24 protein-coding genes are annotated in these 24,699 nt (G+C 70.3%); 12 read left to right on the top strand and 12 right to left on the bottom strand.

Annotation, left to right across the window (positions count from 1 at the left end):
- Positions 1-29: 29 nt before the first annotated feature.
- Positions 30-1,580, bottom strand: a complete 1,551-nt coding sequence (locus OG625_RS31260) for an MFS transporter (protein WP_329387700.1) — start codon at positions 1,578-1,580, stop codon at positions 30-32.
- Positions 1,580-2,128, bottom strand: a complete 549-nt coding sequence (locus OG625_RS31255; RefSeq protein WP_329387699.1) for a TetR/AcrR family transcriptional regulator — start codon at positions 2,126-2,128, stop codon at positions 1,580-1,582. Before OG625_RS31255 ends, OG625_RS31260 begins: the two co-directional genes overlap by 1 nt.
- 316 nt (positions 2,129-2,444) lie before the next feature.
- On the opposite strand from OG625_RS31255, the gene OG625_RS31250 reads away from it, so the two are divergent.
- The 7 genes from OG625_RS31250 to OG625_RS31220 all read left to right on the top strand — a co-directional run bounded on the left by OG625_RS31250 (position 2,445) and on the right by OG625_RS31220 (position 10,871).
- Complete coding sequence (locus OG625_RS31250) at positions 2,445-3,821, top strand: DUF2716 domain-containing protein (RefSeq protein WP_329387697.1); 1,377 nt, start codon at positions 2,445-2,447, stop codon at positions 3,819-3,821.
- 203 nt (positions 3,822-4,024) lie between these two features.
- The gene (locus tag OG625_RS31245; protein ID WP_329387696.1) at positions 4,025-5,461 is read left to right on the top strand and encodes a site-specific integrase; all 1,437 of its coding nucleotides are present in this window, start codon (positions 4,025-4,027) and stop codon (positions 5,459-5,461) included.
- The gene (locus OG625_RS31240) at positions 5,451-7,127 is read left to right on the top strand and encodes a hypothetical protein (protein WP_329387695.1); all 1,677 of its coding nucleotides are present in this window, start codon (positions 5,451-5,453) and stop codon (positions 7,125-7,127) included. Before OG625_RS31245 ends, OG625_RS31240 begins: the two co-directional genes overlap by 11 nt.
- Entirely contained in the window at positions 7,124-9,289 is a 2,166-nt protein-coding gene (locus OG625_RS31235; protein ID WP_329387693.1) for an integrase, read from the top strand. Before OG625_RS31240 ends, OG625_RS31235 begins: the two co-directional genes overlap by 4 nt.
- Positions 9,279-9,764 carry a hypothetical protein gene (locus tag OG625_RS31230; RefSeq protein ID WP_329387692.1) on the top strand — a complete coding sequence of 162 codons (486 nt, stop codon included), beginning with the start codon at positions 9,279-9,281 and terminating at the stop codon, positions 9,762-9,764. The genes OG625_RS31235 and OG625_RS31230 overlap by 11 nt, the downstream gene beginning before the upstream one ends.
- A 53-nt stretch (positions 9,765-9,817) precedes the next feature.
- Positions 9,818-10,225, top strand: a complete 408-nt coding sequence (locus OG625_RS31225; RefSeq protein ID WP_329387690.1) for a hypothetical protein — start codon at positions 9,818-9,820, stop codon at positions 10,223-10,225.
- A gap of 148 nt (positions 10,226-10,373) precedes the next feature.
- Positions 10,374-10,871: a hypothetical protein gene (locus tag OG625_RS31220; protein ID WP_329387689.1), complete on the top strand. Its 498-nt coding sequence runs from the start codon at positions 10,374-10,376 to the stop codon at positions 10,869-10,871.
- A 3-nt stretch (positions 10,872-10,874) separates the two neighbouring features.
- Here the strand turns inward: OG625_RS31220 and bla are convergent, their stop codons facing one another.
- The 3 genes from bla to OG625_RS31205 form a co-directional block, all read right to left on the bottom strand.
- Positions 10,875-11,801 (bottom strand): class A beta-lactamase, encoded by a 927-nt coding sequence (gene bla, locus OG625_RS31215; protein WP_443067915.1) that lies wholly within the window; start codon positions 11,799-11,801, stop codon positions 10,875-10,877.
- 146 nt (positions 11,802-11,947) lie between these two features.
- On the bottom strand, positions 11,948-13,375 hold the full coding sequence (argH, locus tag OG625_RS31210) for an argininosuccinate lyase (RefSeq protein WP_329387686.1): 1,428 nt from the start codon (positions 13,373-13,375) through the stop codon (positions 11,948-11,950).
- 111 nt (positions 13,376-13,486) lie between these two features.
- A complete protein-coding gene (locus OG625_RS31205) occupies positions 13,487-14,680 on the bottom strand; it encodes an argininosuccinate synthase (protein ID WP_329387685.1) in 1,194 nt (397 codons plus the stop codon).
- Positions 14,681-14,848: 168 nt separating this feature from the next.
- Between OG625_RS31205 and OG625_RS31200 the strand changes: the two genes are divergently transcribed.
- The 3 genes from OG625_RS31200 to OG625_RS31190 are packed head-to-tail and all read left to right on the top strand — an operon-like array spanning position 14,849 to position 17,555.
- On the top strand, positions 14,849-16,276 hold the full coding sequence (locus OG625_RS31200) for a HEAT repeat domain-containing protein (protein WP_329387683.1): 1,428 nt from the start codon (positions 14,849-14,851) through the stop codon (positions 16,274-16,276).
- Positions 16,277-16,283: 7 nt separating this feature from the next.
- The gene (locus OG625_RS31195; protein ID WP_329387681.1) at positions 16,284-16,859 is read left to right on the top strand and encodes a pyridoxamine 5'-phosphate oxidase family protein; all 576 of its coding nucleotides are present in this window, start codon (positions 16,284-16,286) and stop codon (positions 16,857-16,859) included.
- A gap of 9 nt (positions 16,860-16,868) precedes the next feature.
- Positions 16,869-17,555: a L,D-transpeptidase family protein gene (locus OG625_RS31190; protein WP_443067914.1), complete on the top strand. Its 687-nt coding sequence runs from the start codon at positions 16,869-16,871 to the stop codon at positions 17,553-17,555.
- A gap of 22 nt (positions 17,556-17,577) precedes the next feature.
- Here OG625_RS31190 and OG625_RS31185 read toward each other — a convergent pair whose 3' ends face one another.
- From OG625_RS31185 to argC, 6 genes are read right to left on the bottom strand one after another with little or no spacing between them, the layout of a single operon-like run.
- Positions 17,578-18,372 carry a hypothetical protein gene (locus OG625_RS31185; protein ID WP_329387679.1) on the bottom strand — a complete coding sequence of 265 codons (795 nt, stop codon included), beginning with the start codon at positions 18,370-18,372 and terminating at the stop codon, positions 17,578-17,580.
- A gap of 16 nt (positions 18,373-18,388) precedes the next feature.
- Positions 18,389-18,925 carry an arginine repressor gene (locus OG625_RS31180; RefSeq protein WP_329387677.1) on the bottom strand — a complete coding sequence of 179 codons (537 nt, stop codon included), beginning with the start codon at positions 18,923-18,925 and terminating at the stop codon, positions 18,389-18,391.
- A gap of 7 nt (positions 18,926-18,932) precedes the next feature.
- The gene (locus OG625_RS31175) at positions 18,933-20,132 is read right to left on the bottom strand and encodes an acetylornithine transaminase (protein WP_329387675.1); all 1,200 of its coding nucleotides are present in this window, start codon (positions 20,130-20,132) and stop codon (positions 18,933-18,935) included.
- Entirely contained in the window at positions 20,129-21,037 is a 909-nt protein-coding gene (argB, locus tag OG625_RS31170) for an acetylglutamate kinase (protein ID WP_329387673.1), read from the bottom strand. The genes OG625_RS31175 and argB overlap by 4 nt, the downstream gene beginning before the upstream one ends.
- Positions 21,034-22,206, bottom strand: a complete 1,173-nt coding sequence (gene argJ, locus OG625_RS31165; RefSeq protein WP_329387671.1) for a bifunctional glutamate N-acetyltransferase/amino-acid acetyltransferase ArgJ — start codon at positions 22,204-22,206, stop codon at positions 21,034-21,036. The genes argB and argJ overlap by 4 nt, the downstream gene beginning before the upstream one ends.
- A complete protein-coding gene (gene argC / locus OG625_RS31160) occupies positions 22,203-23,231 on the bottom strand; it encodes an N-acetyl-gamma-glutamyl-phosphate reductase (protein ID WP_329387669.1) in 1,029 nt (342 codons plus the stop codon). The genes argJ and argC overlap by 4 nt, the downstream gene beginning before the upstream one ends.
- 133 nt (positions 23,232-23,364) lie before the next feature.
- On the opposite strand from argC, the gene OG625_RS31155 reads away from it, so the two are divergent.
- Both OG625_RS31155 and OG625_RS31150 read left to right on the top strand, forming a co-directional pair.
- A complete protein-coding gene (locus OG625_RS31155) occupies positions 23,365-23,805 on the top strand; it encodes a helix-turn-helix transcriptional regulator (RefSeq protein WP_329387667.1) in 441 nt (146 codons plus the stop codon).
- A gap of 10 nt (positions 23,806-23,815) precedes the next feature.
- Positions 23,816-24,235, top strand: a complete 420-nt coding sequence (locus tag OG625_RS31150) for a VOC family protein (RefSeq protein WP_329387665.1) — start codon at positions 23,816-23,818, stop codon at positions 24,233-24,235.
- Between the two features lie 28 nt (positions 24,236-24,263).
- Here OG625_RS31150 and OG625_RS31145 read toward each other — a convergent pair whose 3' ends face one another.
- Positions 24,264-24,620 (bottom strand): hypothetical protein, encoded by a 357-nt coding sequence (locus OG625_RS31145; protein WP_329387662.1) that lies wholly within the window; start codon positions 24,618-24,620, stop codon positions 24,264-24,266.
- Positions 24,621-24,699 lie beyond the last annotated feature (79 nt).

Raw genomic sequence — 24,699 nt, 5'->3', positions numbered from 1 at the left:
CGCGCGGGACACCGTCCCTTGACGGGACCTCAGTGTTCGACGCCGTCCTGGAGCTCCTGGCCCTTGAGCAGGAACCAGGCGGCCGCGGCGGTGGCCAGGAGCACGGCGGCGCCGACGCCGGAGGCGAGCCGCAGCCCGTCCACGAAGGCCTCCTGGGCGGCGTCCAGCATCTGCCCCGCGGTGCCCGGATCCAGCGTCTTGGCGGCTTCGACGGCTCCGCCGAGGGACTCGTGGGCGGCGTCGGCGACGGGCCCCGGGACGGATGCCGGGGCGGTGAAGCCCTGGTAGACGCCGGTGACGATGGAGCCGAGCAGGGCGATGCCGAGGGCGGCGCCGAGTTCGTACGCCGTCTCGGAGACGGCGGAGGCCGAACCGGCCTGCTCCTTGGGGACGCTGGAGAGGATCACGTCGGCGGTGACGGTGAAGGAGAAGCCGGCGCCGAGGCCGACGGCGAGCAGGGCCGCGCCGAGCAGCGGGTAGCCGCTCTCCTTGTGGAGCACGGTCAGCGCGCCGAGGGCCAGGCCGATGGCGGCGAGGCCGCCCGTCACGATGACGCGTACCGAGTACCTGCGGGCGTAGCGGCCCGCGACGAGGCCGGTGACCACCGCGCCGATGGCGGCGGGCAGTTCGGCGAGGCCGGCTTCCAGCGGGTCGCGGCCCTGGACGAGCTGGAGGAACTGGGAGAGGAAGAAGACCAGCCCGGAGAGGCCGAAGACGGTGAGCAGGTCGGCGAGGACCGCGCCGGAGAAGCCGCGGTGCCGGAAGAGCCGCATGTCGAGCAGCGGGGACGGGAGGGTGAACTGGCGCCGGACGAAGGCGTACAGGGCGGCCGCACCGAGCACCGCGGTGGCCGCGACCTCCCAGGTCAGGCCGTGGGTGGCGGCTTCCTTGACGGCGTAGACGACGCCGATGACACCGACGAGGGAGAGGCCGACGCTGACGAGGTCCCAGGGGCCGGCGACCGGGTTCTTGGACTCGGGAAGCAGCTTGACGCCGACGATGACCAGGACGATCATCACGGGGAGGTTGATCAGGAAGACCGAGCCCCACCAGAAGTGCTGGAGCAGTGCTCCGCCGACGACCGGTCCGACGGCCGCGCCGGCCGAGGCGGTCGCGCCCCAGATGCCGATGGCGAGGCTGCGTTCCTTGGGGTCGTGGAAGATGTTGCGGATCAGCGCGAGGGTGGACGGCATCAGGGTCGCGCCGGCCACGCCGAGCAGGGCCCGGGCGACGATCATCATCTCGGGGCTGGTCGCGTACGCGTTGAGGACCGAGACGGCGCCGAAGGCGGTGGCGCCGACGAGGAGCAGCTTCTTGCGGCCGATGCGGTCGCCGAGGCTGCCCATCGACACCAGCAGACCGGCGATGACGAACGAGTAGATGTCGCCGATCCACAGCAGCTGGGTGCCGGACGGCTTGAGGTCCTCGGAGAGCGAGGGGGTGGCGAGGCCGAGCACGGTGGCGTCCACCGCGACCAGCAGCACGGCCAGCACGAGGACGGAGAGCGCCAGCCAGCGCCCGCGGCCGCCGCTCTTGACCTCCGTCTCCTCGATCGGGCTCGACTGCTTGGTACCGCTCATCACTGCACGCTCCGTCTTGCGCCACCGAGCAGCAGCTCGATGATCATGTACTGAAAGTCCTTCGGTGCGACCCGGCCGTCCATGACGGCCCAGGCGCAGGTGCCGATGAGGCCGTAGAGGGCCTCGGTGAGCCAGGCGGGGCTCAGGTCGATCCGGATGTCGCCCTCTTCCTGGCCGCGCCGGAAGAGCGCGCCGACGCGGGCGTCGAGCCGCTCCCAGCCCTCGTTGATCTGGTCGCCCTCGAACAGCTGGTTCTCGGTGACGAGGAAGGCCAGCAGCCCGGCGTTGGGCTCCGATTCGGCCACGAGCCGGCGCAGCGCGTCGATCGCGCTGCCCTCGTCGAGGCGGGCGTTGTCGAAGGCCACCTCGAACTCCCGGATCCCGAGCTCTTCGAGGGCCCGTACGAGGGCGTCGCGCCCGGCGAAGTGCCGGTGGAGGGTCGCGCGCCCGATTCCTGCGGCGCGGGCGACCTCGTCCATCGTGGCGGTCGATTTCCGGGAGAGCAGGGCCGCCGCGTCGCGGAGCACCTGGTCACGATCCATGGCCATGAGACAAGCATACCCCAAATGAGACGTCACTGTCTCATTCGATGAAGAAAATGGGCTGCCATCGGGCCGCCGGAACGGAAAACTGCCGAAATGAAGCCCCTGCTGCTGATCGATGTCGACGGACCGCTTATCTATGCGGTTCCGTGAAGTCTCGCTGTCTCACCCACCAGTCGCATCCACCCCCGCTACAGGGCGCCTGCAGGCATGCCTCACGCCACGAGGTGACCGTTAAATGACTGGATGGCGTCGGCGATGGTCCCGATAATCACCAAGGCCGCGGACAGGTATCCGCCAGGCCGACAGCCTGATGAATGGGGTGGACGCGCTGCTGGCAGCGTATGACGAGCAGGTGCGGGGGCATGTCCCGGAGCGGGCCCCGGTAGGGGCCGTGGTCGAGCGGGACGGACCGGTAATTAGGACTCACTACGGCACGCACGGCACGGTTCGGCACTCCCCCTTGCCCGACCGGACCGACCCGACAGAAGTCACCGGGCTGATCCGACGGCAGCAAGAGGCGTTCGCCGCCCGGCGAGAGCGTGCCGAGTGGCGGGCGTACAGCCACGACCCGATCCAGATGGACGAGCCTCTGCGCGCCGCCGGTTTCAGGACTGTCGGACCCGCGCGGACGCTGCTCATTGCCGAGCTCGACGACCTCGCGGCTGAGGTGGCACCGGCGAGGGGCATGCATGTGCGCAGGCTCGGCTACGGCTACCGTCGACTTCAGGAGTTGGACCGTCTGGTCGAGGCCTGCGGTCCGTACATACGCGGGCTGGCGGACATCCGCGAGGACCACGGGAACTTGCTGAACTGGGGGCTGAACGTCCAGGTCCTGGAAACGGAGACCAGGATCGTCGGCGCAGGCTGGGCGGAGGCCGTCGGGTCGACAGAGTTCGCAGCCGTTCGGGGGGTGACCGGCCCCCACGCAGAGTTCGTGCACCACTGGGTCCGCTGGGCCCGCAACAGCCGCAGCCTTCACATGGGCACCGGTGCGGCGCCGGACCGCCGCTACCTCACGGCCGAGGCGCCGACCGGCCCGATCTTGGACGCCCTTCTCGCAGCCGGCTTCCGCGCCATTTCGACCGTACGCATCTATGCCTGGACGTCGGTCGGCACGCTACCCGCCAGCACCCGCCCCGTATCCATGTTGCTCGACGACCGGGAGCACGAGGCGCTGTGCGACGAATTCAAAGCCCGCTTCGCCTTCAAACCCAGTTACACCTACTACCCGGCTATTGAGGAGCCACCCGACTCCGTTACCTGGCACGTCGGGGACGTCACCGACACTCGTCACACCTACGGCCTCATGCGAGACCTCCCGGATGAACACCGGGTCGCACGCCTTCAGGACACCGTCGAGCGCGGCCTGCGCGCCCGCGTCAGCCCCGGCGAGCATCTCTACTCGGTCAGCTGGTGGCATCAGGGCTACCGTTTCGACCCAGCACGTGTCGGCGCGCCAGGGCAGCCGGCCTGGCCGGGCGCCGCATGCTGGGAAGGCGAGTACTACAAGCTCCTCACCCGTGACCTGCGCATGGGTACCTTCTGGCACCCATGGGAGGAGTCCCTGTGCGTCTTCGGCACAGAGCTCCTGGCCGAGGTCGAGGACGACCTCACAGCCATCCTCGGCACCGTGATGCGCCGGGGCGGACGCAACGTAGGCAACGTCTGGACATACGAATCAAAAGGCAGCCTGTAGGCGAAAGCCGCGGACAGCCTCACAGCCGGGTCCGCCGAACCAAGTGACGATGCGCGGCCATCTCCAGCTGCGACTCTCACCCGGCATTCCCAACGGCCCCCAGTCGCGAGACACCCTTACTGCCGGATTATCTGATTAATCGTCATGAGACTGGCAGTTTCACAAATATCGGGCACAGCTGATTGCGTCTCACCTACCGTGCAATGGTGATTCTCTTCCGCTTCTCCAAAGCCGGCTGGGAGGATTGGGACCTCTCGTCGCCGCCGCTCAACCGCGACGGCATGCCAGTACTCGTGGACGACGATCTCCGCTTCGAAGACGAGAACGGCCCCCGACCAGTGACAGTCATCAATCGCTGGCTGCGAGAGCTGCCGATCAGCGGAGCACCCGCCGAGAACTCGTGGAAGACATACGCTCTACAACTCAAGCCCTGGGCCGAGTTCCTCTCCACCCACGACATCGCCCTGTTCTCCAACCGTCAACTGCTGCGCGACGGCCTGTCCCTCTACGCTGAGCATCGCTTGTCAGGCCCACTGGAAGTCCGGCTTGGAGCGTCCAGTTGGAACCTTGCGGTCAAGACCATCGCGGCGTTCTACCAGTGGGCGGTGAACGAGGGGCACTGCCACGATGCTCCGTTCTCCTACGCCATGGGCTCCTACCTGCGCCCTGACGGCGTACGCATGGAGTCCGCCCGTAACCTCGCCACCGTGCGGGGTGCCAGACGGCACGCAACGCGCAAGTACCTGGAGCGGCCGTACTCCGAGCTGCTGATCAACGCTCTCGCCGGCAACGACCCGGGCGGCGAACCCGACGCCACGTTTCGGGGCCGCGAGACCGGCAGGAACGCCGCCGGCGGCTCGCTTGCGGTCTCCACCGGTCTGCGGCTTCGAGAATGGCGGCTTCTCACTCCGTGGGAGATCCCTCCACTGCCCCGCCAGCGCACCGCCGTCCCCATCCCGTTGCCGCTCGCGCCTCCGACCACGAAGGGCAGCAAGGGTCGACAGACCTGGGTGGAGTACGACGCCTTGGCCCGCGTTCACGACTACACGACGCTGGAGCGGGCCACCCACGTGGACGGCTCGCGATGGCGCCCCACCCATGCCCTCCACGTAGAAGACCCGACGTACGAGGGCGCCTACCTCAACGGCACCTACCGCCGCTGGCACCTGCTGACTCCGGCCGAACGGCTCCGCCTGGTCGGCCCCGGCGGCGGAAGTGCCCTCCTCGCCGTCCAGTCCGACGGCTCGCCGTTCCTGGACTGGGCGACCACCCTCCGCCGGACCTCCGCCCGCATCCGCGATCGGTGGGAACCCGCGTATCCGCACGTCCACCCCCACATGACACGCCACACGATGGCTATGGCCACCCTGGAAAAGCTGGTGCGCGGCTACTACCAGCAGGCAGCCCGCCTAGTCCTCGACACCGGCGATGACAACGCCATGGCTCTCTACCTCACCAAGGCCGATCCTCTGCTGATCCTGCGGGACCTCCTCGGCCATGCCAGCGTCGCCACCACACAGGTGTACCTCCATCTCCTGGACACCCAGAGAATCTTCCGCCAGGCATACGCGGACGCCGACCCCAACCCGGTCGCCCGCCGGGAAGCCGACGCAGAATTCCAGGACACCCATGCCCGCTGAAATCCGACAACCGCTCGCCGTTCAATACACGCTCCCGGGTCAGCGGCCTTACCTCGGCACGCTTCACGAGCTGCCCGACTCGGTACTAGCTGGCGACCTCGCCCAAGGACTTACCGCAGCCGCCCATCCCAACGGCCCGATCCGCACCTACCGCGATGCCCGGCACGCTGTCCGGTGTGCCCGACACCTCGCCCGCTACCTGCACGAGACCGGTTTCACCGGCACTCTCTCCGGTCTCACTGCGACACAACTCACGTCCTACTGGCTGAAGTTCGGATTCACATTCGAGCGGCACAGCCGCATCACCCTCAATGGCTTCCTCGCCGACGGCGGCACCCTCCACGCCAGCATCCGAGCCCACCTCGACGGAAGGCCGATCAACCAGCAGGCCGGGTCCACCCCTCACCGGCCGTACAGCGACGCAGAATGGCGGCGCATCGATCAAGCCGCCCGCACCGCCATCGACACCGCCTGGCAGGATCACCTCAAGGCTCTGGAATCCGCTGAACGCGGGGCCGACCCGATCGCCCATGGCATCACCCGGGACAACCTGGCCTGGCTGATCCGTAGAACTGGCCCGGTGACGGTTCGCGCGATCCGCGCGATGATCCCCGGAGCTCCTTGGGCGATCACAACCGCGGTCCTGGAGATTCGCGACGCCCTGTTCCCATCCGGGTATACGGCACTCGTCTACAACCTCCGGCTGGCCATGCTGACCGGCGCTGTGCCCGACGGTATCGACACCCTGTCCGTACCCGACTTCACACACTCCGGCCCCGCCACAGGCCTGCTGTCCTATCGCAAGGGTCGGACCGCCCGCGAAGCCCTCAACCTGCGCGGCCCCACCGTACGGCTCCTGGACCAGTGGCTCTCCCACTCCGCGCCTCTTCGCGAGCACGCCGGAGAACTCTCCGACTCCATGTGGATCAACTACAACGGCACGGCGTTGTCCGGGCATCCCCGTACCCCATGGCAGCGGATCAAGTGGGCGAAAACCGTCGGCCTGACCGACGACAACGGCCAGCCCATGACCCCGCACGGCGGCCGGATCCGCACGACCTGCCATCACAGGCGCGACCGCTCCGCCTGGACAGGACGCACCACCATCGACCCCAACCACACCCCGGCGATCGAAGGCGACCACTACCTCCACCACCACACCCCCGCCCAGGTGGAGGCCATCGAGGGAGTCATCGAGGAAGCCCAGCGCGACATCCGCCGCAAGGCCGCGCCGCCGGTCATCGTCACCAGCCAAGACGCCGCCCGGTTCGCTACCGACTTCCCCCGCCTCGTTGCGGACGCCGGACTCGACGGCGACGCCATCCAGCGCCTACTGGCCGGCGAGCAGGACGTGTTCGTCGCATCCTGCGCCAGTCTCTACAACAGCCCCCACGCCCCATCCGGAACCGCCTGCCCAGCCCGTCCCTGGGTGTGCCTGTTATGCCCGCTCGCCGTGTTCACCCCCCGGCACCTGCCCAACCTGCTGCGCCTCCAGCGCTATTTCGCCGACCAGGAACGGCACATGACGAACGCGCAGTTCCTGGCCATCTTCGGCCCCTACGCCGACAGGCTCAGCACCGACCTGCTGCCCCGTTTCAGCACGACAGCGATCCGGGCCGCCACCGAAAACGTGTTCGCGGTCCTGCAGCCGGAGGAGATCCCGTGACCAGATCCGACGCTCTGACCGCCGGCGCCGGTCACAGTCCCTTCACCGGCTTGGACATCCTCCAGACTGCTGGGTACCGCACTCGGCCCGGTACTCGCCGCCCCCACTTCGACCAGGACATCTGGGACCTGACCTGCGTCGCCGACGCCCCAGCGTCCTGGCCCCGCAGCGAGCAGATCCTGGACTTCACCCAGGTCACCAACCCGACCTGGCGAGCGGTCGCGCGCACCTACTTGATGGCCCGCCTTGTGCCCACCCACCCGTCCGTTGCTGTACTCCCACAGGCATACCGCTCCCCTCTCGCCCTGCAAACGCTCCGACACGAACTCGTCCGCCTCACAGCCTGGTTCAACCACCTCACTGAGGCGGGACTCACCGGCCTCCGACAGATCCACCAGCAGCACTGTGACGCCTACCTGCCCGTTGTCTCCGTCAGCCGCACCGACCCCAACCAGCCGGTCACCCCCGGCACCATCGCAGGATTCGTTCTGACCACGCAGGCCCTGGCCGCATACGCACCGCTACTGCCCGACGCCTACCCGACTGGCTTCCGCCCATGGGGCGACCGCACCGCCGCCCAGGTCGCTGGATACCAGCGTCCCGCCACCAACCAGACCCCCGCCGTCCCAGACGACATCCTGCGGCCGCTCCTCGCCGGCGCCTCTTACCTCGTCGACACGATCAGCCCCCATCTCGTCAGGGAAGCCACTCACGCCCGGCAGACCATGGTCCGCCGGGGCGGCATCCGATCGTCGCTCCGCGTCGAACACCACCCGCTCGTCATCGCCGAGATCGAGCGGCGTATCGCAGCCGGAATCCCGGCACCTCGTGCTGCCCCCTCCGGCATCGCCCGCAGACTCAACTCGGGTTGGGACATCGGTGATCCCCTCCTCACGCTCGCCCACACGTCCTTCACCAAGGACTTCCTTGCGCTCTCCTCCACCCAACGGGATCTGGAGCGGCTCAGGCCTCAGTTGGCGGCATGGGTCGCTGCCTGTGGCACCGAGAACGCGTGGTGCCGTGACGCAGCGGCGGTGCCACGCGCCGATGATGAAGAGCCCGTCCCCTGGGCCCTCCCTATGAATCACTTCGCCCTGGACAGCATGGTGTTCGCCGTCACTTCCGCTGCCTACTACCTCACCTCGGCGCTGTCTGGCATGCGGACCTCAGAGCTGGCCGAACTCACCCATGGCTGCCACCGCAGCGAAGACCGCGCCTACGGCTCCCGTCACTGGCTGGACTCCCGCCGCGTCAAAGGTGAGAAGTTCGGCGGAGTGCCCGACTCATGGGTGGTCATCGAGGATGTACACCGCGCTGTAGGAGCCGCCGAAGCCCTTGGCGGCACGGACCTCGGGGACCTGATCTTCCCCGTCGCCAACAATTCCGCCAACCGGTACACCGCGCTCCGGGACTGGATCAACGGTCCCCTCGGACAGCGTCTCGGCCTCACCCCGATCCCGGATGGACCGGTCCACCCGCGGGCCCTGCGTCGTACCCTCGCTCTGTCCATCGCCCAACGTCCCCACGGCCTCCTGGCCACAAAGTGGCACTTGAAGCACGTCTCGGTGGCCACTACCGAGGGCTACACGGCCCGGCCGGGCGGCCACCAGGCCGCGTTCCTCGCCGAGGTCCAGGCCGAAGAGGAGCTCGAACACACGCGGCTCACGGTTGCCGCCTACCACGACTACCAGCAAGGCGTCCTCCCCTCGGGCCGAGGTGCACGCGACCTGGTCGCCGCTTTCCAGAGCGTCGACCGCTCCCTCGCCGGACACGACCCTGGCCCCGCCACCGTCGCCGACGACCGTCGCGTGGAGAAGCTCCTCAAGAGCAAGGCAAAGACCCTTCACATCGGCGTGGCGAACTACTGCTGGTTCACCGACCCCGCCAAGGCCTTGTGCCTCGCCTTGGCCGGCACTCCGAATGCCAGCGAGCCTCTGCTCGGCATGTGCGACTCCGCTCGCTGCCCCCAAGCCACCCATCACTCCCAGCACCGGCAGGCGTGGGCCGACCACGCCGAGAACACCCGGGCTGTGTTCCTTGGCAATCCCCGGCTGTCGGCGCCGGAGCGTCAACGCGCCCAGCAGACCTACGAGCGATCCATGCGGATCGTGGAATCCATCGACGCCGCCGCAGCCACCGAGGAGGCATCCAGTGCCCAGTGACCGCCACGCCAACGCTGAGAGTCGTTTGAAAGCCGCCATGGATCAGCTCATGGCCGGGGACGTCCCCGAGGGCCTGCGGTGCGACATCCAGTCCCTCAGCATCCTCGCGGCTGTCCCCCGGGCGACGCTGTACCGCACCTACCCCCACATCAAGCAGGAGTTCGAGAGCCGGCTTGGCAGGGCCCGAGAGGTCACCGGCGAGCCAGATCCCCGCCTCGCCCAGATTGACCGCCTCAAAGCCGAGGTAGCCGCCTTGAAGGGGCGGCTCTCCCGAATGAAGCAGGAGGCGTCCGAAGCGTCCGAGTTCAAGATGCTGGCGCTGTCCCGGCTCGTCGAGCAGCACGACGAGATCCAGCGCCTCCGAGCAGCCCTCCAAGGCGGTGGGAACGTCCGCACGCTTCCGGCACGGGCGCGCACCCATCACGGGGCGGTAGGGAACACATCGCCATCGACCGAAGAACTCCTAACGGAATGAGCTTCACCGGGGTCGGCTGCCCGCTATGGGGTGCTGTCGGGCAGCATGGGGCGATGGACTCGGATCAGCCGCTGCCTCGTGAGGTGAAGGTCATCGATACGGCCTCGCTGCTCAGGCTGGAGGAGCGCGCGTGTGAACTCAGCCTTAACCAGCGGTTGGACCCGGCGTGGGTACGAGCGAATGCGGCGCCCGATGGAACCCACTACCTGTGGCCAGCCCTGTGGAACAGCTTGTCCCATCGCCCGGGCATCCCGCGTCAGCTCCGGTGCGAGCTGTTGATCACGCTACGTTCGGGAGATCGCGTGATGAGCCTGCTGGACCTGCTTCCCGACGACTTCACCCCGCTGTTGAGAGTGACCTCGCGCGAAGAAGGCATGCAGGTCAGTCAGCTCCTGGACAGCGTCCCGACGGTGAGGGAGTGGCTACTGCGGGAGGGTGAAGGTTCCTCGGGCCGACGTTGACAGGCGGCGCCAGCATGTGAAGGCGAGCTGCAAGACGAAACACCGACGGCCTCCGACCGAGCATCCCGGCTCCGACGACAACTTCCCACAGACCGGCGCCGTCCAGGTCTCTACCCATGCATTCAACGTCCGCGAGAATCGGTCGGACGTGTCTCATGCCCATATAAGACCGCTGAACCCCTACGCGGCCAAGCCGCAGCGCCGCCCCGAGGGCTACACCACCCACCGGATGCGTCCGACGGGCTGGACCGGTGCCGAGAGCGCGAAGCCCCTGCGGGTCTGGCTGAATCACGCCCACGGCGCGGAGCTGCTCGCGCTCGCGGACGCGTACGAACTCGTCTGGGCCACGACGTGGAAGGACGAGGCGAACGACTGGATAGGGCCGCACCTGGGCCTGCCGAGGCTCCCCTACATCGACTGGCCGGTGATGCACGGCCGGGCGCCGCGCGGCACGTTCTGGAAGACCCAGTACGTCCTGGAGTACGCGGGCGCCCGGCCGTTCGCGTGGATCGACGACGACATCACGGGCATGGACCGCGAGTACGTCGACCAGCGTCACCCGGCACGGACCCTGCTCATGCGGATCGACGAGCGGATCGGACTGACCCGGCCCGACTTCGACGCGCTGCGCGACTGGGCGGCGTGAGGATCAGGTGAGGGCCGAGGCCAGCAGCCGGGCGGTCTTCGCGACCAGCGCGCTGTCCCGGGGGCCGGTCGGCGAGCCCGGCTTGGTCGTCAGGACCGCCATCACGATCGGGGTGCCGTCCGGCGGCCACACCACACCCACGTCATTGGCCACCCCGTACTCGTGCCCGCCACCGGTCTTGTCCGCCAGGAGCCAGTCCGCCGGGAGCCCGGCCTTGAACCGCTCGGTGTTCGTCGTGTTCGCGATCAGCCAGTCGGTCAGCAGCCCGCGGTCCCGGGAGGGCAGCGCGTCGCCGAGGAGCAGGCGCGCGTAGGTCTTCCCGATGGCCCGGGGGCTGGTGGTGTCGGTCACCCGCCCCGGTTCCGCCGAGTTCAGTTCGGGTTCGTAGCGGTCCAGCCGGGTGATCCGGTCGCCGAGCGAGCGGCTGAACCGGGTGATCGCCGTGGGGCCGCCCAGTTCCTCGAGGAGCAGGTTGGCCGCGGCGTTGTCGCTCGCGCTGACGGAGGCGGAGCACAGGGCCTCGACCGTCATGCCGTTGGCCACGTTCGCGGGCTTGCCGGTTTCCGGGCCGTACCCCGACTTCTCGACGTACTCCTGCGTGTACCGGATCCGCTTGGCGAGGAACTCGCCGTCCTCGTCGAGGTCCCGCAGCACGGCCGCGGCGGCCAGCCCCTTGAAGACCGAACAGATCGGGAACCGCTCGTCCGCGCGGTACACCACCGTCCGGCCCGTGCACATGTGGCGGGCGAACACGCCCAGCCGGGCGGAGTGCTCCCGCTCCAGGTCCCGCAGCCGCCGGGTCACCGCTGCCCCGGGTTCCTCGGCGTGTGCCCGGCCGCCGGCGGCCGTGGCCAGGCCGGTGAACAGTACGGTCCCCGTGCCGAGTGCCAGTAACGCGCGCCGGGACGGGCCGGCTTGTGAGATGTCCACGATCGTCTCCTCGTATCCCGTGATCAGGTCACCGTCCACCACGCTACTGCCGGGGTTGATGGTTCCCGTGGGACGGGAGAGCCCGGCGCATGCCGAAGGGGCGGCCGGGGCGCGTACGCCCGGCCGCCCCTTCGGGGGTGGTGCCGTTACTGCTTGTGGGCCGCCCAGGCGTGCTGGATGACCAGGTCCGCCTTCAGCTCGGTGAGCTGGATCGCGACGGCCGACGGGGCGGTGCCGCCGCGGCCGTTGCGGGAGGCCAGGGCTCCGGGGACGTTGAGGACGGTGCGGACCTCGGGGGTCAGGTGCTCCGAGATCTTCGCGAACTGCTCGTCCGTGAGCTCGTCCAGCTCGATGCCGAGCACCTCGCACACCTTGACGCACTCGCCGGCCACCTCGTGCGCCACCCGGAACGGGACGCCCTGCTTGACCAGCCACTCCGCGATGTCGGTGGCGAGCGAGAAGCCCGCCGGAGCCAGCTCCTCCATCCGCTCCCGGTTGACCGTGAGGGTGGCCATCATGCCGGTGAAGGCGGGGAGCAGGACCTCGAGGGTGTCGCAGGAGTCGAAGACCGGCTCCTTGTCCTCCTGGAGGTCCCGGTTGTAGGCCAGGGGCAGTGCCTTGAGGGTCGCGAGGAGACCCGTCAGGTTGCCGATGAGCCGGCCCGACTTGCCGCGCGCCAGCTCCGCGATGTCCGGGTTCTTCTTCTGCGGCATGATCGACGATCCGGTGGAGAAGGCGTCGTGCAGCGTCACGAAGGAGAACTCCTTCGTGTTCCAGATGATGATCTCCTCCGCGATCCGGGACAGGTTGATCCCGATCATCGCGGTGACGAAGGCGAACTCGGCGACGAAGTCGCGCGAGGCCGTGCCGTCGATGGAGTTGCCGACCGAGCCCCGCTCGAAGCCCAGGTCCGCGGCGACCGCCTCCGGGTCCAGCCCGAGGGAGGAGCCGGCCAGGGCGCCCGAGCCGTACGGGGAGACCGCGGTCCGGGTGTCCCACTGGCGCAGCCGCTCCGCGTCCCGGGTCAGGGACTGTACGTGGGCGAGCACGTGGTGGGAGAAGAGCACCGGCTGCGCGTGCTGGAGGTGGGTGCGGCCCGGCATGGCCACGTCCGCGTGGGTCTCGGCGAGGCCGACGAGCGCGTCCTGGAGGTCGGCGATGAGGCCGCCGATGATCCGGGCGTGGTCGCGCAGGTACATCCGGAAGAGGGTGGCCACCTGGTCGTTGCGGGACCGGCCGGCCCGCAGCTTGCCGCCGAGGTCGGCGCCGAGCCGCTCCAGCAGGCCGCGCTCCAGGGCGGTGTGCACGTCCTCGTCGGCGATGGTGCCGGTGAAGGAACCGCTCGCGACGTCGGCTTCGAGCTGGTCGAGGCCGGCGATCATCCGGTCGAGTTCCTCGGCCGTGAGCAGCCCCGCCTTGTGGAGCACGCGGGCATGGGCGCGGGAACCGGCGATGTCGTAGGGCGCGAGGCGCCAGTCGAAGTGGACCGACGCGGACAGCTTCGCGAGGGCCTCGGCGGGGCCGTCGGCGAAGCGGCCGCCCCAGAGCCGGACGTCACCGTTGTTGCTGCTCACAGCTACTGCTCCTCAAGACTGCATTGCTCTGACTGCCTGTAAGGCTTTGGATGTGGAACCGCCTCCCCGCCGCGGAGGTAACGGGGAGGTGCTCCGGGTACGGCGGGTGGCTCAGGCGAGGTCGCGACGCGCGGCGATCTTCGCGGAGAGGGCGAAGATGTCGATGAACCCCTGGGCCTTCGACTGGTCGAAGGTGTCGCCCGAGTCGTAGGTCGCCAGGTTGAAGTCGTACAGCGACTCCTCGGACCTGCGGCCGGTGACCACGGCGCGACCGCCGTGCAGGGTCATCCGGATGTCACCGGTGACGTGCTGGTTGGCCTCGTTGATGAAGCCGTCCAGCGCGCGCTTGAGCGGGGAGAACCACAGGCCGTCGTAGACGAGCTCGCTCCACCGCTGCTCGACCTGCCGCTTGTAGCGGGCCAGCTCGCGCTCGACGGTGACGCTCTCCAGCTCGGAGTGGGCGGCGATCAGCGCGATCGCGCCCGGGGCCTCGTACACCTCGCGGGACTTGATGCCGACGAGGCGGTCCTCGACCATGTCGATCCGGCCGATGCCCTGGGCGCCGGCGCGCTCGTTGAGCTGCTGGATGGCCTGGAGCACGGTGACCGGCTTGCCGTCGATGGCGACCGGGACGCCCTCCTTGAAGGAGATGACGACCTCGTCGGCCTCGCGCGGGGTGGCCGGGTTCGCGGTGTACTCGTAGATGTCCTCGATCGGGGCGTTCCAGATGTCCTCCAGGAAGCCCGTCTCGACGGCGCGCCCGAAGACGTTCTGGTCGATGGAGTACGGGGACTTCTTGGTGGTCGCGATCGGCAGGTCGGCCTTCTCGGCGAAGGCGATGGCCTTGTCGCGGGTCATCGCGTAGTCGCGGACCGGGGCGATGCACGTGAGGTGGGGGCCGAGGGCCTGGATGCCGGCCTCGAAGCGGACCTGGTCGTTGCCCTTGCCGGTGCAGCCGTGGGCGACGATCGAGGCGCCGTGCTTGTTGGCGGCGGCGACCAGGTGCTTGACGATGGCCGGCCGGGAGAGGGCCGAGACCAGCGGGTAGCGGTCCATGTAGAGGGCGTTCGCCTTGATCGCCGGGAGGCAGTACTCGTCGGCGAACTCGTCCTTGGCGTCCGCGACCTCGGCCTCGACCGCGCCGCAGGCGAGTGCCCGCTTGCGGATGACGTCCAGGTCCTCGCCACCCTGGCCGACGTCCACCGCGACGGCGATGACCTCGGCGCCCGTCTCCTCGGCGATCCAGCCGATGGCGACGGAGGTGTCAAGACCGCCCGAGTAGGCGAGTACGACGCGCTCGGTCACGGGTTTCTCCTTACGGTGCATCCAACAACAGGCATAACTATGCACTACTCCGTATGTTTCGTCAATCGAGCTTCGCCGCCCCCTCCCTGACCAGCGGGTATATCGGAGACGTGAGGGCCGCTCCGTTGCCTAGACTCCACGGAAGGGACAAGAGGAGGAGGCGGCCGCATGAGCGCGAGGCGGGAACGTGCGATACGGGCGGGGCACGCGAGCGCGGATCGCCTGATGGACGGCGGGCACCCGGGTCACACCCCGGTGCCGCTCCCCGAGGGCGTGGCCGACACATGGATCGCCTTCGACCAGGCGGTACGCGATATCCAGCGCTTCCGGTACGGGACCGCATACAACGGCGCGGACGTGGTGGCGCTGTGCCATCCCGACGGCTACGTCCGCGAAGGCGCGCTCCGCGGGCCGGATCCGGTGCTCGAACTCGTCGCGATCCGCTGTACCGACTGGGTTCCGGCCGTACGGGAACAGGCCCGGCGCGTGCTGCGCGCGGCGCTGGACGCCGACCCCGCGGGCACGGTGCGCCGGCTGACCCCGCTCCTGCTGCGGCTGGGCCGCCGCGAGCACGGCGCCTGGGCCCTGGAGCTGCTGCCCGCGGCGCTGCGCGGCGAGCGGCTGCGGGCCGAGCTGCGCGCGAGCTCGGACCTGCCGACCCGGCGGTTCGCCGCGCGGCTGTCGCTGGAGAGCGGCGAGTTCGGGGTGCGGGAGCTCGCCCGGCTGGCCGCCGCCGAGCTGGATCCGCTGATGAGCCGGCTGTGGGCGGACGCCGCGCTCGCCGCCATGGCGGCCGACGGGCCCGACGACGAGGCGATCGACAGCCTGCTCGGCGCGCACATCCCGATGGGCCGCGCCGCCGGGGTCACCGCCCTGCGCCGGGCCGGCCGGGCCGCCGAGGCCGGGGAGCACCTCACCGACCGCTCTGGGCTGGTCCGAGCCTGCGCCCGCTGGGTGGTCCGCCAGGACGGCGGCGACCCGTACACCCACTACCGCGAGCTGGTCACGGACCCGGCCCGGGTGACCAGGTACGCGGTGTACGGCTTCGCCGAGTGCGCCCGCCGCGAGGACGGGCCGCTGCTGCGCGCCCTGCTCGGGCACCCGGCCGGTGCCGTGCGGGCCGCCGCCGTCTCCGGGCTGCGCCTGCTGGACGCGGACGACGAGCGGCTGCTGCGTCCGCTGCTCGACGACCCCTCGGCGGCCGTGGCCCGCGAGGCCTCCCGGAGTCTGCGCGCCACGGCGGGGCCGCTGCCCGCCGACTGGCTGACGGAGCGCGTCTCCGCCGAGCGGCCGCTGCACACCCGCCGGGCCGCCTTCCACCTGTTGCGGGCCCAGGGCGGGATCGCCGCACTGCGGGCCGCCGTCGCCCTGCTGGACGTACGGGACGCCGGCCTGCGCGAGCTCGCGGAGGGCACCGTACGGGCATGGGACTGGCAGTACACCCATCGAGGGGGCCAGGCCGAGGCGGCCGAGCTGGGCGCGCTGCTGGAGCGGTCCGCGTACCTCTTCGACGAGTACCAACTGGGTCTGCACTTCACCCGGCTGGGTCTCGGGGAGTGGAACTGCCCGGCCCCCACCTGCCGCCAGGCCCGATAATCGGATCATGGGAAAACTCCACGAACGAATAGACGGCCGGCTGCGCAAGTTCATCGAGGAACAGCCGGTCTTCTTCACCGCGACCGCCCCGCTCGCGGGTGACGGTCACGTCAACCTGTCCCCCAAGGGCCGCGCCGGGACCCTCGTCGTCATCGACGAGCAGACCCTCGCGTACCTCGACTTCGGCGGCAGCGGCGCCGAGACCATCGCCCACGTCCGCGAGAACGGCCGGATCACCCTGATGTGGTGTGCGTTCTCCGGGCCGCCGAACATCGTGCGCGTGCACGGCGACGGCGAGGCCGTCTTCCGCGACGACCCGCGCTGGGCCGAGCTGATCACCCTGTTCGGCGAGGCCGACGGACCCGCTGCCCGGGCCATCATCCTGGTCCACGCCCGCCGGATCGCCGATGTGTGCGGGTACGCCGTCCCCTTGATGGAGTACCAGGGCGAGCGCACGCTGCACGCGGAGTACTTCGGCCGCAAGACGGACGAGGAGTTCGCGGAGTACTGCGAGAAGAAGGTCGAGACCAGCCTCGACGGCCTGCCTGCGCTCCCTGTGCCCCTTCCTCCCCGTACCGTCTGACATGTGCTGCTGCGTACCGCTCTCGTCACCGGCTCGCTGATCGTGACCGCCCTGCTTCCGCAGGGCCACGCCCCGCTGCCCGCCCGGATCGCCGACACCGGCGGCGGCAGTCAGCTGATCACCGCCGTCGCGCCCGCCCCCGGCTCCACGACCGGCCGGCTCACCTGGTGGGACCGGCGGGCCGGGCGCTGGTACGAGGCCGGGAGCGCGCCCGCCCGCTTCGGGGCGAACGGCCTGACCGAGGGCGCGACCCGTACGCAGGGCACCAACACCACGCCGACGGGGCTGTACGCGCTGCCGTACGCCTTCGGGATCCGCCGCGCGCCGGCCGGAACGGCCTACCGCTACCGGCGGGTGACGGACCGTTCGTGGTGGTGCCAGGACAACGGATCCGCCTCCTACAACCGCTGGGTGGAGCCGCTGCCCGCGGACTGCGCGCCGGGCGAGGCCGAGCACCTGGTGACGTACGAGAAGCAGTACGCGCACGCGCTGCTCATCGCCTTCAACTACGACGAGCCGGTACGCGGCCGGGGCTCGGGCATCTTCCTGCACGTCAACGGCAAGGGAGCGACGGCCGGTTGCGTGTCCGTGCCGGAGCGGGCCATGCGCGAGATCCTCCGCTGGGCGAACCCGCGGCGCCGCCCGCACATCGCGATCGGCACGGAGTCCGGGGCCCTGGCCGTCACGAGGTACTAGCGGAGAGGTACTGGAGGAGGGGTCAGAAGGCTCCGGGGGTGTCCAGCCCGCTGGTCCACTCGTCGGGCCTCGGCGGCGGCTTGTGGTCGAGCCGGGCCAGCCGTTCCCGGTCCAGGGCGGTGATCGCCGGGTGCGGGGGCCAGGCGGCGCACTGGGCGCGGAACGGCTCCCGGCGGTCGGGCCACAGCCGGTCGGCGAACAGCCGGGACAGCGGGACCCCCACGCTGACCGCGAGCAGGACGACCAGCGCCGCCTGACCCGCCCACGACCCGCCGAAGAGGCTGAACGGCCGGATCAGGACGACGGCCGGGACGAGGTAGCAGGCGGGCAGGGCCATGGCCGTCAGTACGGCGACGACCTCGATCCCGTCCTCGGAGCGGGCCCGCGCCAGCCGCGGATGCTTGGCCTCCTCGGCCGCCAGGAAGGCGTCCCGGTCCTGGGCCAGCCCGGGGTCGGCGCCCAGCATCCCGAGCCCGGTCGTGCGGTGCGGGCCCTGCCGGGCCAGGGCGGCGAGGACGGCGAGGACGGCCGCCGGCAGCGGATGCCCGGGCAGCGGCCCCCGGCCGGTGGCGAAGAGCCGGCCCTGCTCGTCCACCTCGACCGAGCCGTCCAGCAGCAGCTGCGCCGCCGCCGGCCGGTGGGTGTCGGCGGCCCGCCCCGCCACCGCCACCGCGTGGTACGGGTCGAGGTCCGCGGGCACCAGGAGACCGGCGGCCTCCCGGTCGGCCCGGGCGCGCTGCATCCCGAGCACGCCGAGGACGGCGTACACGGCTGCGGCGCCCGCCAACACGGTGAGGGCCAGGGTGAGTTGGGTCATGGCCCCAGGATCGGGGTCAGCTTTCCTTCTGCGCCAGACGCAGGAGGTGGTCGGCCAGCGCCTGCCCGCCCTCCGGGTCGCGGCTGATCAGCATCAGGGTGTCGTCGCCGGCGATCGTGCCGAGGATCTCCCGCAGTTCGGCCTGGTCGATCGCCGAGGCGAGGAACTGGGCCGCACCCGGAGGGGTGCGCAGGACCACGAGGTTCGCGGAGGCCTCCGCCGAGATCAGCAGCTCCCCGGAGAGGCGCCTCATGCGCTCCTCCTTCGCCGACTCCCCCAGCGGGGCCTGCGGGGTGCGGAAACCGCCCTCGCTGGGCACCGCGTAGATCAGCTCGCCTCCGGTGTTGCGGATCTTCACCGCGCCCAGCTCGTCGAGGTCGCGGGAGAGCGTCGCCTGGGTGACGCTCAGCCCGTCGTCGGCGAGCAGCTTGGCCAGCTGGCTCTGCGAGCGGACCGGCTGCCGGTTGAGGATGTCCACGATCCGGCGGTGGCGGGCGGTGCGGGTCTGCGGGACCGCCTGGCCACCGTGCTCCTTGTCCTGCGGCTGACTCATCGTCGACTCATTCTCCGGATCCGTCCCCTTGGGCTGCGTCGAGGATGCCGGGCAGTGCCCGGAGGAACGCGTCCACCTCGGCCTCGGTGAGTACGAACGGGGGCATGATCCGTACGACGTCGGGGGCGGGCGCGTTGACCAGGAAGCCGGCGTCCTGAGCCGCCTGCTGCACCCGGGGTGCGAGCGGCTCGGTCAGCACGATACCCAGCAGGAGTCCGGCGCCTCGGACGTGGGATACGAGCGGGTGCGCGGAGGCTTCGATTCCGGAGCGCAGCCGTTCGCCGCGTTCCTTGACCTGGCCGAGCAGCCCTTCGGCGGCGATGGTGTCGATCACGGCGAGGCCGGCGGCGCAGGCGACCGGGTTGCCGCCGAAGGTGGTGCCGTGCTGTCCGGGCTGGAGCAGGTCGGCGGCCGGCCCGAAGGCGGCGACGGCGCCGATCGGCAGGCCGCCGCCGAGGCCCTTGGCGAGGGTGACGAGGTCGGGTTCGACGCCCTCGTGGGCCTGGTGCTCGAACCACTGGCCGCACCGGCCGATGCCGGTCTGCACCTCGTCGAGCACGAGCAGGGTGCCCGTGGCCCGGGTGATCTCGCGGGCGGCCGTCAGGTACCCGGCGGGGGGCACGACGACCCCGTTCTCGCCCTGGATCGGCTCGATGAGGACGAACGCGGTCTCCTCGGTGACGGCGGCCCGCAGGGCCTCGACGTCGCCGTACGGGACGTGCGTGACGTCGCCGGGCAGCGGCAGGAAGGGCTCCTGCTTCTTCGGCTGGCCGGTGAGCGCGAGGGCGCCCATGGTCCGGCCGTGGAAGCCGCCGTCGGTGGCGACCATGTGGGTCCGCCCGGTCAGCCGGCCGATCTTGAAGGCGGCTTCGACGGCCTCGGCGCCGGAGTTGCAGAAGAACACCTTGCCGGGGCGGCCGAAGAGCTGGAGGAGCCGCTCGCCCAGCGCGATGACCGGCTCGGAGGCGAAGAGGTTGGAGACGTGGCCGAGGCTCTGGATCTGTGTGGTGACGGCCTCGACGATCGCGGGGTGGGCGTGGCCGAGGGCGTTGACGGCGATGCCGCCGACGAAGTCGGTGTACTGCTTGCCGTCCGCGTCCCAGACCTGGGCGCCCGCACCGCGTACGAGGGCGAGCGCGGGGGTGCCGTAGTTGTTGGTCAGCGCGCCCTGCCAGCGCGCCCGGTACTCCTCGTTGCCGCCGGTCACCGTGCTCCCCCTTGCTGTCCGTCGGGCACGACCATCGTGCCGATTCCCTCGTCCGTGAAGATCTCCAGCAGGATCGAGTGCTGGACCCGCCCGTCGATCACGCGGGCGGTGCTGACGCCGCCGCGCACCGCGTGCAGGCAGCCCTCCATCTTGGGCACCATGCCGCTGGACAGCTCGGGCAGGAGCTTCTCCAGCTCGCTGACGGTGAGCCGGCTGATGACCTCGTCGCTGTTCGGCCAGTCCGCGTAGAGGCCCTCGACGTCGGTGAGGACCATCAGCGTCTCGGCGCCCAGTGCGGCGGCGAGCGCCGCGGCGGCCGTGTCGGCGTTCACGTTGTACACGTGGTGGTCGTCGGCGCTGCGCGCGATGGAGGAGATGACCGGGATCCGGCCGTCCGCCAGCAGTGCCTCGATGGCGCCGGTGTCGATGGCGGTGATCTCGCCGACCCGCCCGATGTCGACGAGCTCGCCGTCGATCTCGGGGCTGTGCTTGGTGGCGGTGATGGTGTGGGCGTCCTCGCCGGTCAGGCCGACGGCGAGGGGGCCGTGCTGGTTGAGGAGCCCGACCAGCTCGCGCTGGACCTGGCCCGCCAGGACCATCCGTACGACGTCCATGGCTTCCGGGGTGGTGACGCGCAGGCCGGCCTTGAACTCGCTGACCAGACCCTGCTTGTCGAGCTGGGCGTTGATCTGGGGGCCGCCGCCGTGCACCACGACGGGCTTGAGGCCGGCCTGCCGCAGGAACACCACGTCCTGGGCGAAGGCGGCCTTGAGCGCCTCGTCGATCATGGCGTTGCCGCCGAACTTGATGACGACGATCTTGCCGTTGTGGCGGGTGAGCCACGGCAGGGCCTCGATCAGGATCTCCGCCTTCGGCAGTGCCGTGTGCTTCCGTGCAGTGCTCATGAGGAGTAGGCCGAGTTCTCGTGGACGTAGTCGGCGGTCAGGTCGTTGGCCCAGATGACCGCGGACGCCTCGCCGGTGGACAGGTCGGCGGTGATGCGGACCTCGCGGTCCTTCATGCTCACCAGGTCGCGGTCCTCGCCGACCGAGCCGTTCTTGCAGACCCAGACGTCGTTGATGGCGACGTTGAGGCGGTCCGGGTCGAAGGCGGCCTTGGTGGTGCCGATGGCGGAGAGCACCCGGCCCCAGTTCGGGTCCTCGCCGTGGATGGCGCACTTGAGGAGGTTGTTGCGGGCGATGGAGCGCCCGACCTCGACGGCGTCGTCCTCGGTGGCCGCGCCGACGACCTCGATGCGGATGTCCTTGCTGGCGCCCTCGGCGTCGCCGATGAGCTGGCGGGCCAGATCGCCGCAGACGGTCCGCACGGCTTCCGCGAACTCCTCGTACGCCGGGACCCGGCCGGAGGCGCCGGAGGCCAGCAGCAGCACCGTGTCGTTGGTGGACATGCAGCCGTCGGAGTCGACCCGGTCGAAGGTGGTGCGGGTGGCGGCGCGCAGGGCCCGGTCGAGGGTGGCGCTGTCCAGGTCGGCGTCGGTGGTGACGACGACGAGCATGGTGGCGAGGCCCGGGGCGAGCATGCCCGCGCCCTTGGCCATGCCGCCGACGGTCCAGCCGTCCTGGGAGACCATGGCCGTCTTGTGCACGGTGTCGGTGGTCTTGATGGCGATCGCCGCGTCCTCGCCGCCGTTCTCGGACAGGGCGGCCGCGGCGGTCTCGATGCCGGGGAGCAGCTTGTCCATGGGGAGCAGTACGCCGATCAGGCCGGTGGAGGCCACGGCGACCTCGCCGGCGTTGAAGTCCGCGCCGAGCCCCGCCTGATCCAACACAGCGGCCACCTTCTCCGCGGTGGCGTGGGTGTCCTGGAAGCCCTTGGGGCCGGTGCAGGCGTTGGCGCCGCCGGAGTTGAGGACGACCGCGCTGACGGTGCCGCCGCGCAGGACCTGCTCGGACCAGTGCACCGGCGCGGCCTTGACGCGGTTGGAGGTGAAGACGCCGGCTGCGGCCAGCTTCGGCCCGTTGTTGACCACGAGGGCCAGGTCCGGGTTGCCGTTCGCCTTGATCCCGGCGGCGATGCCCGCCGCCGAGAATCCCTGTGCTGCCGTGACGCTCACGGTGCCACTCCGATCGTGGAAAGACCCAGGCTCTCGTGGAGCCCGAGGGCGATGTTCATGCTCTGTACCGCGCCGCCGGCAGTGCCCTTGGTCAGGTTGTCGATGGCGCTGATCGCGATGATGCGCCCGGCGGACCCGTCGTACGCGACCTGCACGTGGACGGCGTTCGAACCCTGGACGGACTTGGTGGTGGGCCACCGGCCCTCGGGGAGCAGCTGGACGAACGGCTCGTCCGCGTAGGCCTTCTCGTAGGCGGCGCGGAGGGATTCCGCGGTGGTGCCGGGGAGGGCCTTGGCCGAGCAGGTCGCGAGGATGCCGCGCGCCATGGGCACGAGGGTCGGCGTGAAGGAGACGGAGACCCGCTCCCCGGCGAGCGGGGTCAGGTTCTGGACCATCTCCGGGGTGTGCCGGTGTCCGCCGCCGACTCCGTACGGGGTGGCCGTGCCCATCACCTCGGAGCCGAGCAGGTTCGTCTTGAGTGCCTTGCCCGCGCCGGAGGTGCCGGTGGCGGCGACGACGACGGCCTCGGCCTCGGCGAGCCGCGCCTGGTAGGCGGGGAACAGCGCGAGGGAGACGGCGGTGGGGAAGCAGCCGGGCACGGCGACGCGCTTGGCGCCCGTGAGGGCGGCACGGCCGCCGGGAAGCTCGGGGAGGCCGTAGGGCCAGGTCCCGGCGTGCGTGCCGCCGTAGAAGGCGTCCCAGTCGGCCGGGTCCTTGAGCCGGTGGTCGGCTCCCATGTCGATGACGAGGACGTCCTCGCCGAGCTGGGCGGCGACGGCGGCGGACTGGCCGTGCGGCAGCGCGAGGAAGACGACATCGTGTCCGGCGAGCACCTCGGGGGTGGTCGCCTCCAGGGTCCGCCCGGCGAGCGGCCCGAGGTGCGGCTGCAGGTTGCCGAAGAGCTCACCGGCGTTGGAGTGGCCGGTCAGCGCACCGATCTCGACCTCGGGGTGGGAGAGCAGCAGGCGCAGGACTTCACCGCCCGCGTATCCACTCGCTCCGGCCACCGCTACACGTACCACCATCGGACCCTCCTCATCGATGGCATGACTATACGTATCGCTGCACTTTTATGCAAAGAGCGTTTGACCTTCCCGCTGGCCCGAGTATGCGCTTCGGCCGGCCTCCCGGGCCGGTCCTCCGTGCGATGCTGGGGGCGTGACCTCGCTCGATGACCTCGTACGGTTGCGCCGCGCGCGGGACACCATGGACCGCGACTACGCGCAGCCGCTGGACGTCCCGGCGCTGGCCGCTGTGGCCCTGATGTCGGCCGGGCACTTCTCCCGCAGCTTCCGCGCCGCGTACGGCGAGACGCCCTACAGCTACCTCATGACCCGTCGCGTCGAGCGTGCCAAGGCGCTGCTCCGCCGGGGCGACCTGAGCGTGACGGACGTCTGCTTCGCCGTGGGATGCACCTCCCTCGGGTCGTTCAGCTCGCGCTTCACCGAGCTGGTCGGCGAGAGCCCGAGCGCGTACCGGGCCCGCGACCATGGGGCGGGCGCCGAGATCCCGGCGTGCGTGGCCAAGATCCACACCCGCCCGGTGCGGGGCGGCGAACCGGTCAGGATCGAAGAAGCGGAATCCGGCACCGTCTCGTAGCTTCGATGCCATGAACAGCATCAAGCTCTCGCAGTGCTTCATCGCAGTCGACGACCACGACAAGGCCCTCACCTTCTACCGCGACGTCCTCGGCATGGAGGTCCGCAACGACGTCGGATTCGAGGGGATGCGCTGGGTGACCGTCGCCTCGCCCGAGCAGCCGGACGTGGAGATCGTCCTCGAACCGCCGCTCGCCGACCCCAACGCCTCGCCGACCGACCGGCAGGCGATGGCGGAACTGCTGGCCAAGGGCCTGCTGCGCGGGGTGATCTTCTCGACGGACGACGTCGACGCCACCTTCGAGAAGATCCGGGCCGCGGGCGGCGAGGTCCTCCAGGAGCCGGTGGACCAGCCCTACGGCGTGCGCGACTGCGCCTTCCGCGACCCGGCCGGCAACATGCTCCGCTTCAACCAGCCGCGCACCCGCTAGGCCGGCTCGACTCCTCGCCTCCCCGGCTTCAGCTCCTCAGGGCCTGCCTCACGACCGGCACCGACAACAGGAGACCCACGCCGGCCATCACCTTGGCGGCCGTCGGGCGTCGGCGCGGGTCCGCCCCGGCGGCCAGCAGGAGCTGCAGGGCCGAGGGGAAGAAGAGGAACATCCCGGCCATGGCACCGATGAACGCCCACGGCACCAGCAACGCCGCGACGGTCCCCGCGGCCCGCCCGAACCAGGTCGGCCGGGCATGGAAGCACAGCGGCACGGCGACCACCGCGGCGGTCACGAAGGCCAGGACGAGGATGCCCTCGACCGCCCAGACGATCAGCGGCACCAGCGGGGTGAGCACGGCGCACACCACCAGGCCGAACTGCAACGGATGAATGTTGTTTCGCGCAGTGGCCTGCATGACCCGCCCCCGGTCCGATGACTTGAACGCGTTCAAGCTACCGGAG

The organism is Streptomyces sp. NBC_01351 (genome assembly GCF_036237315.1).
Taxonomy (GTDB): domain Bacteria; phylum Actinomycetota; class Actinomycetes; order Streptomycetales; family Streptomycetaceae; genus Streptomyces.
This window is presented reverse-complemented; position numbering and strand designations above follow the sequence as displayed.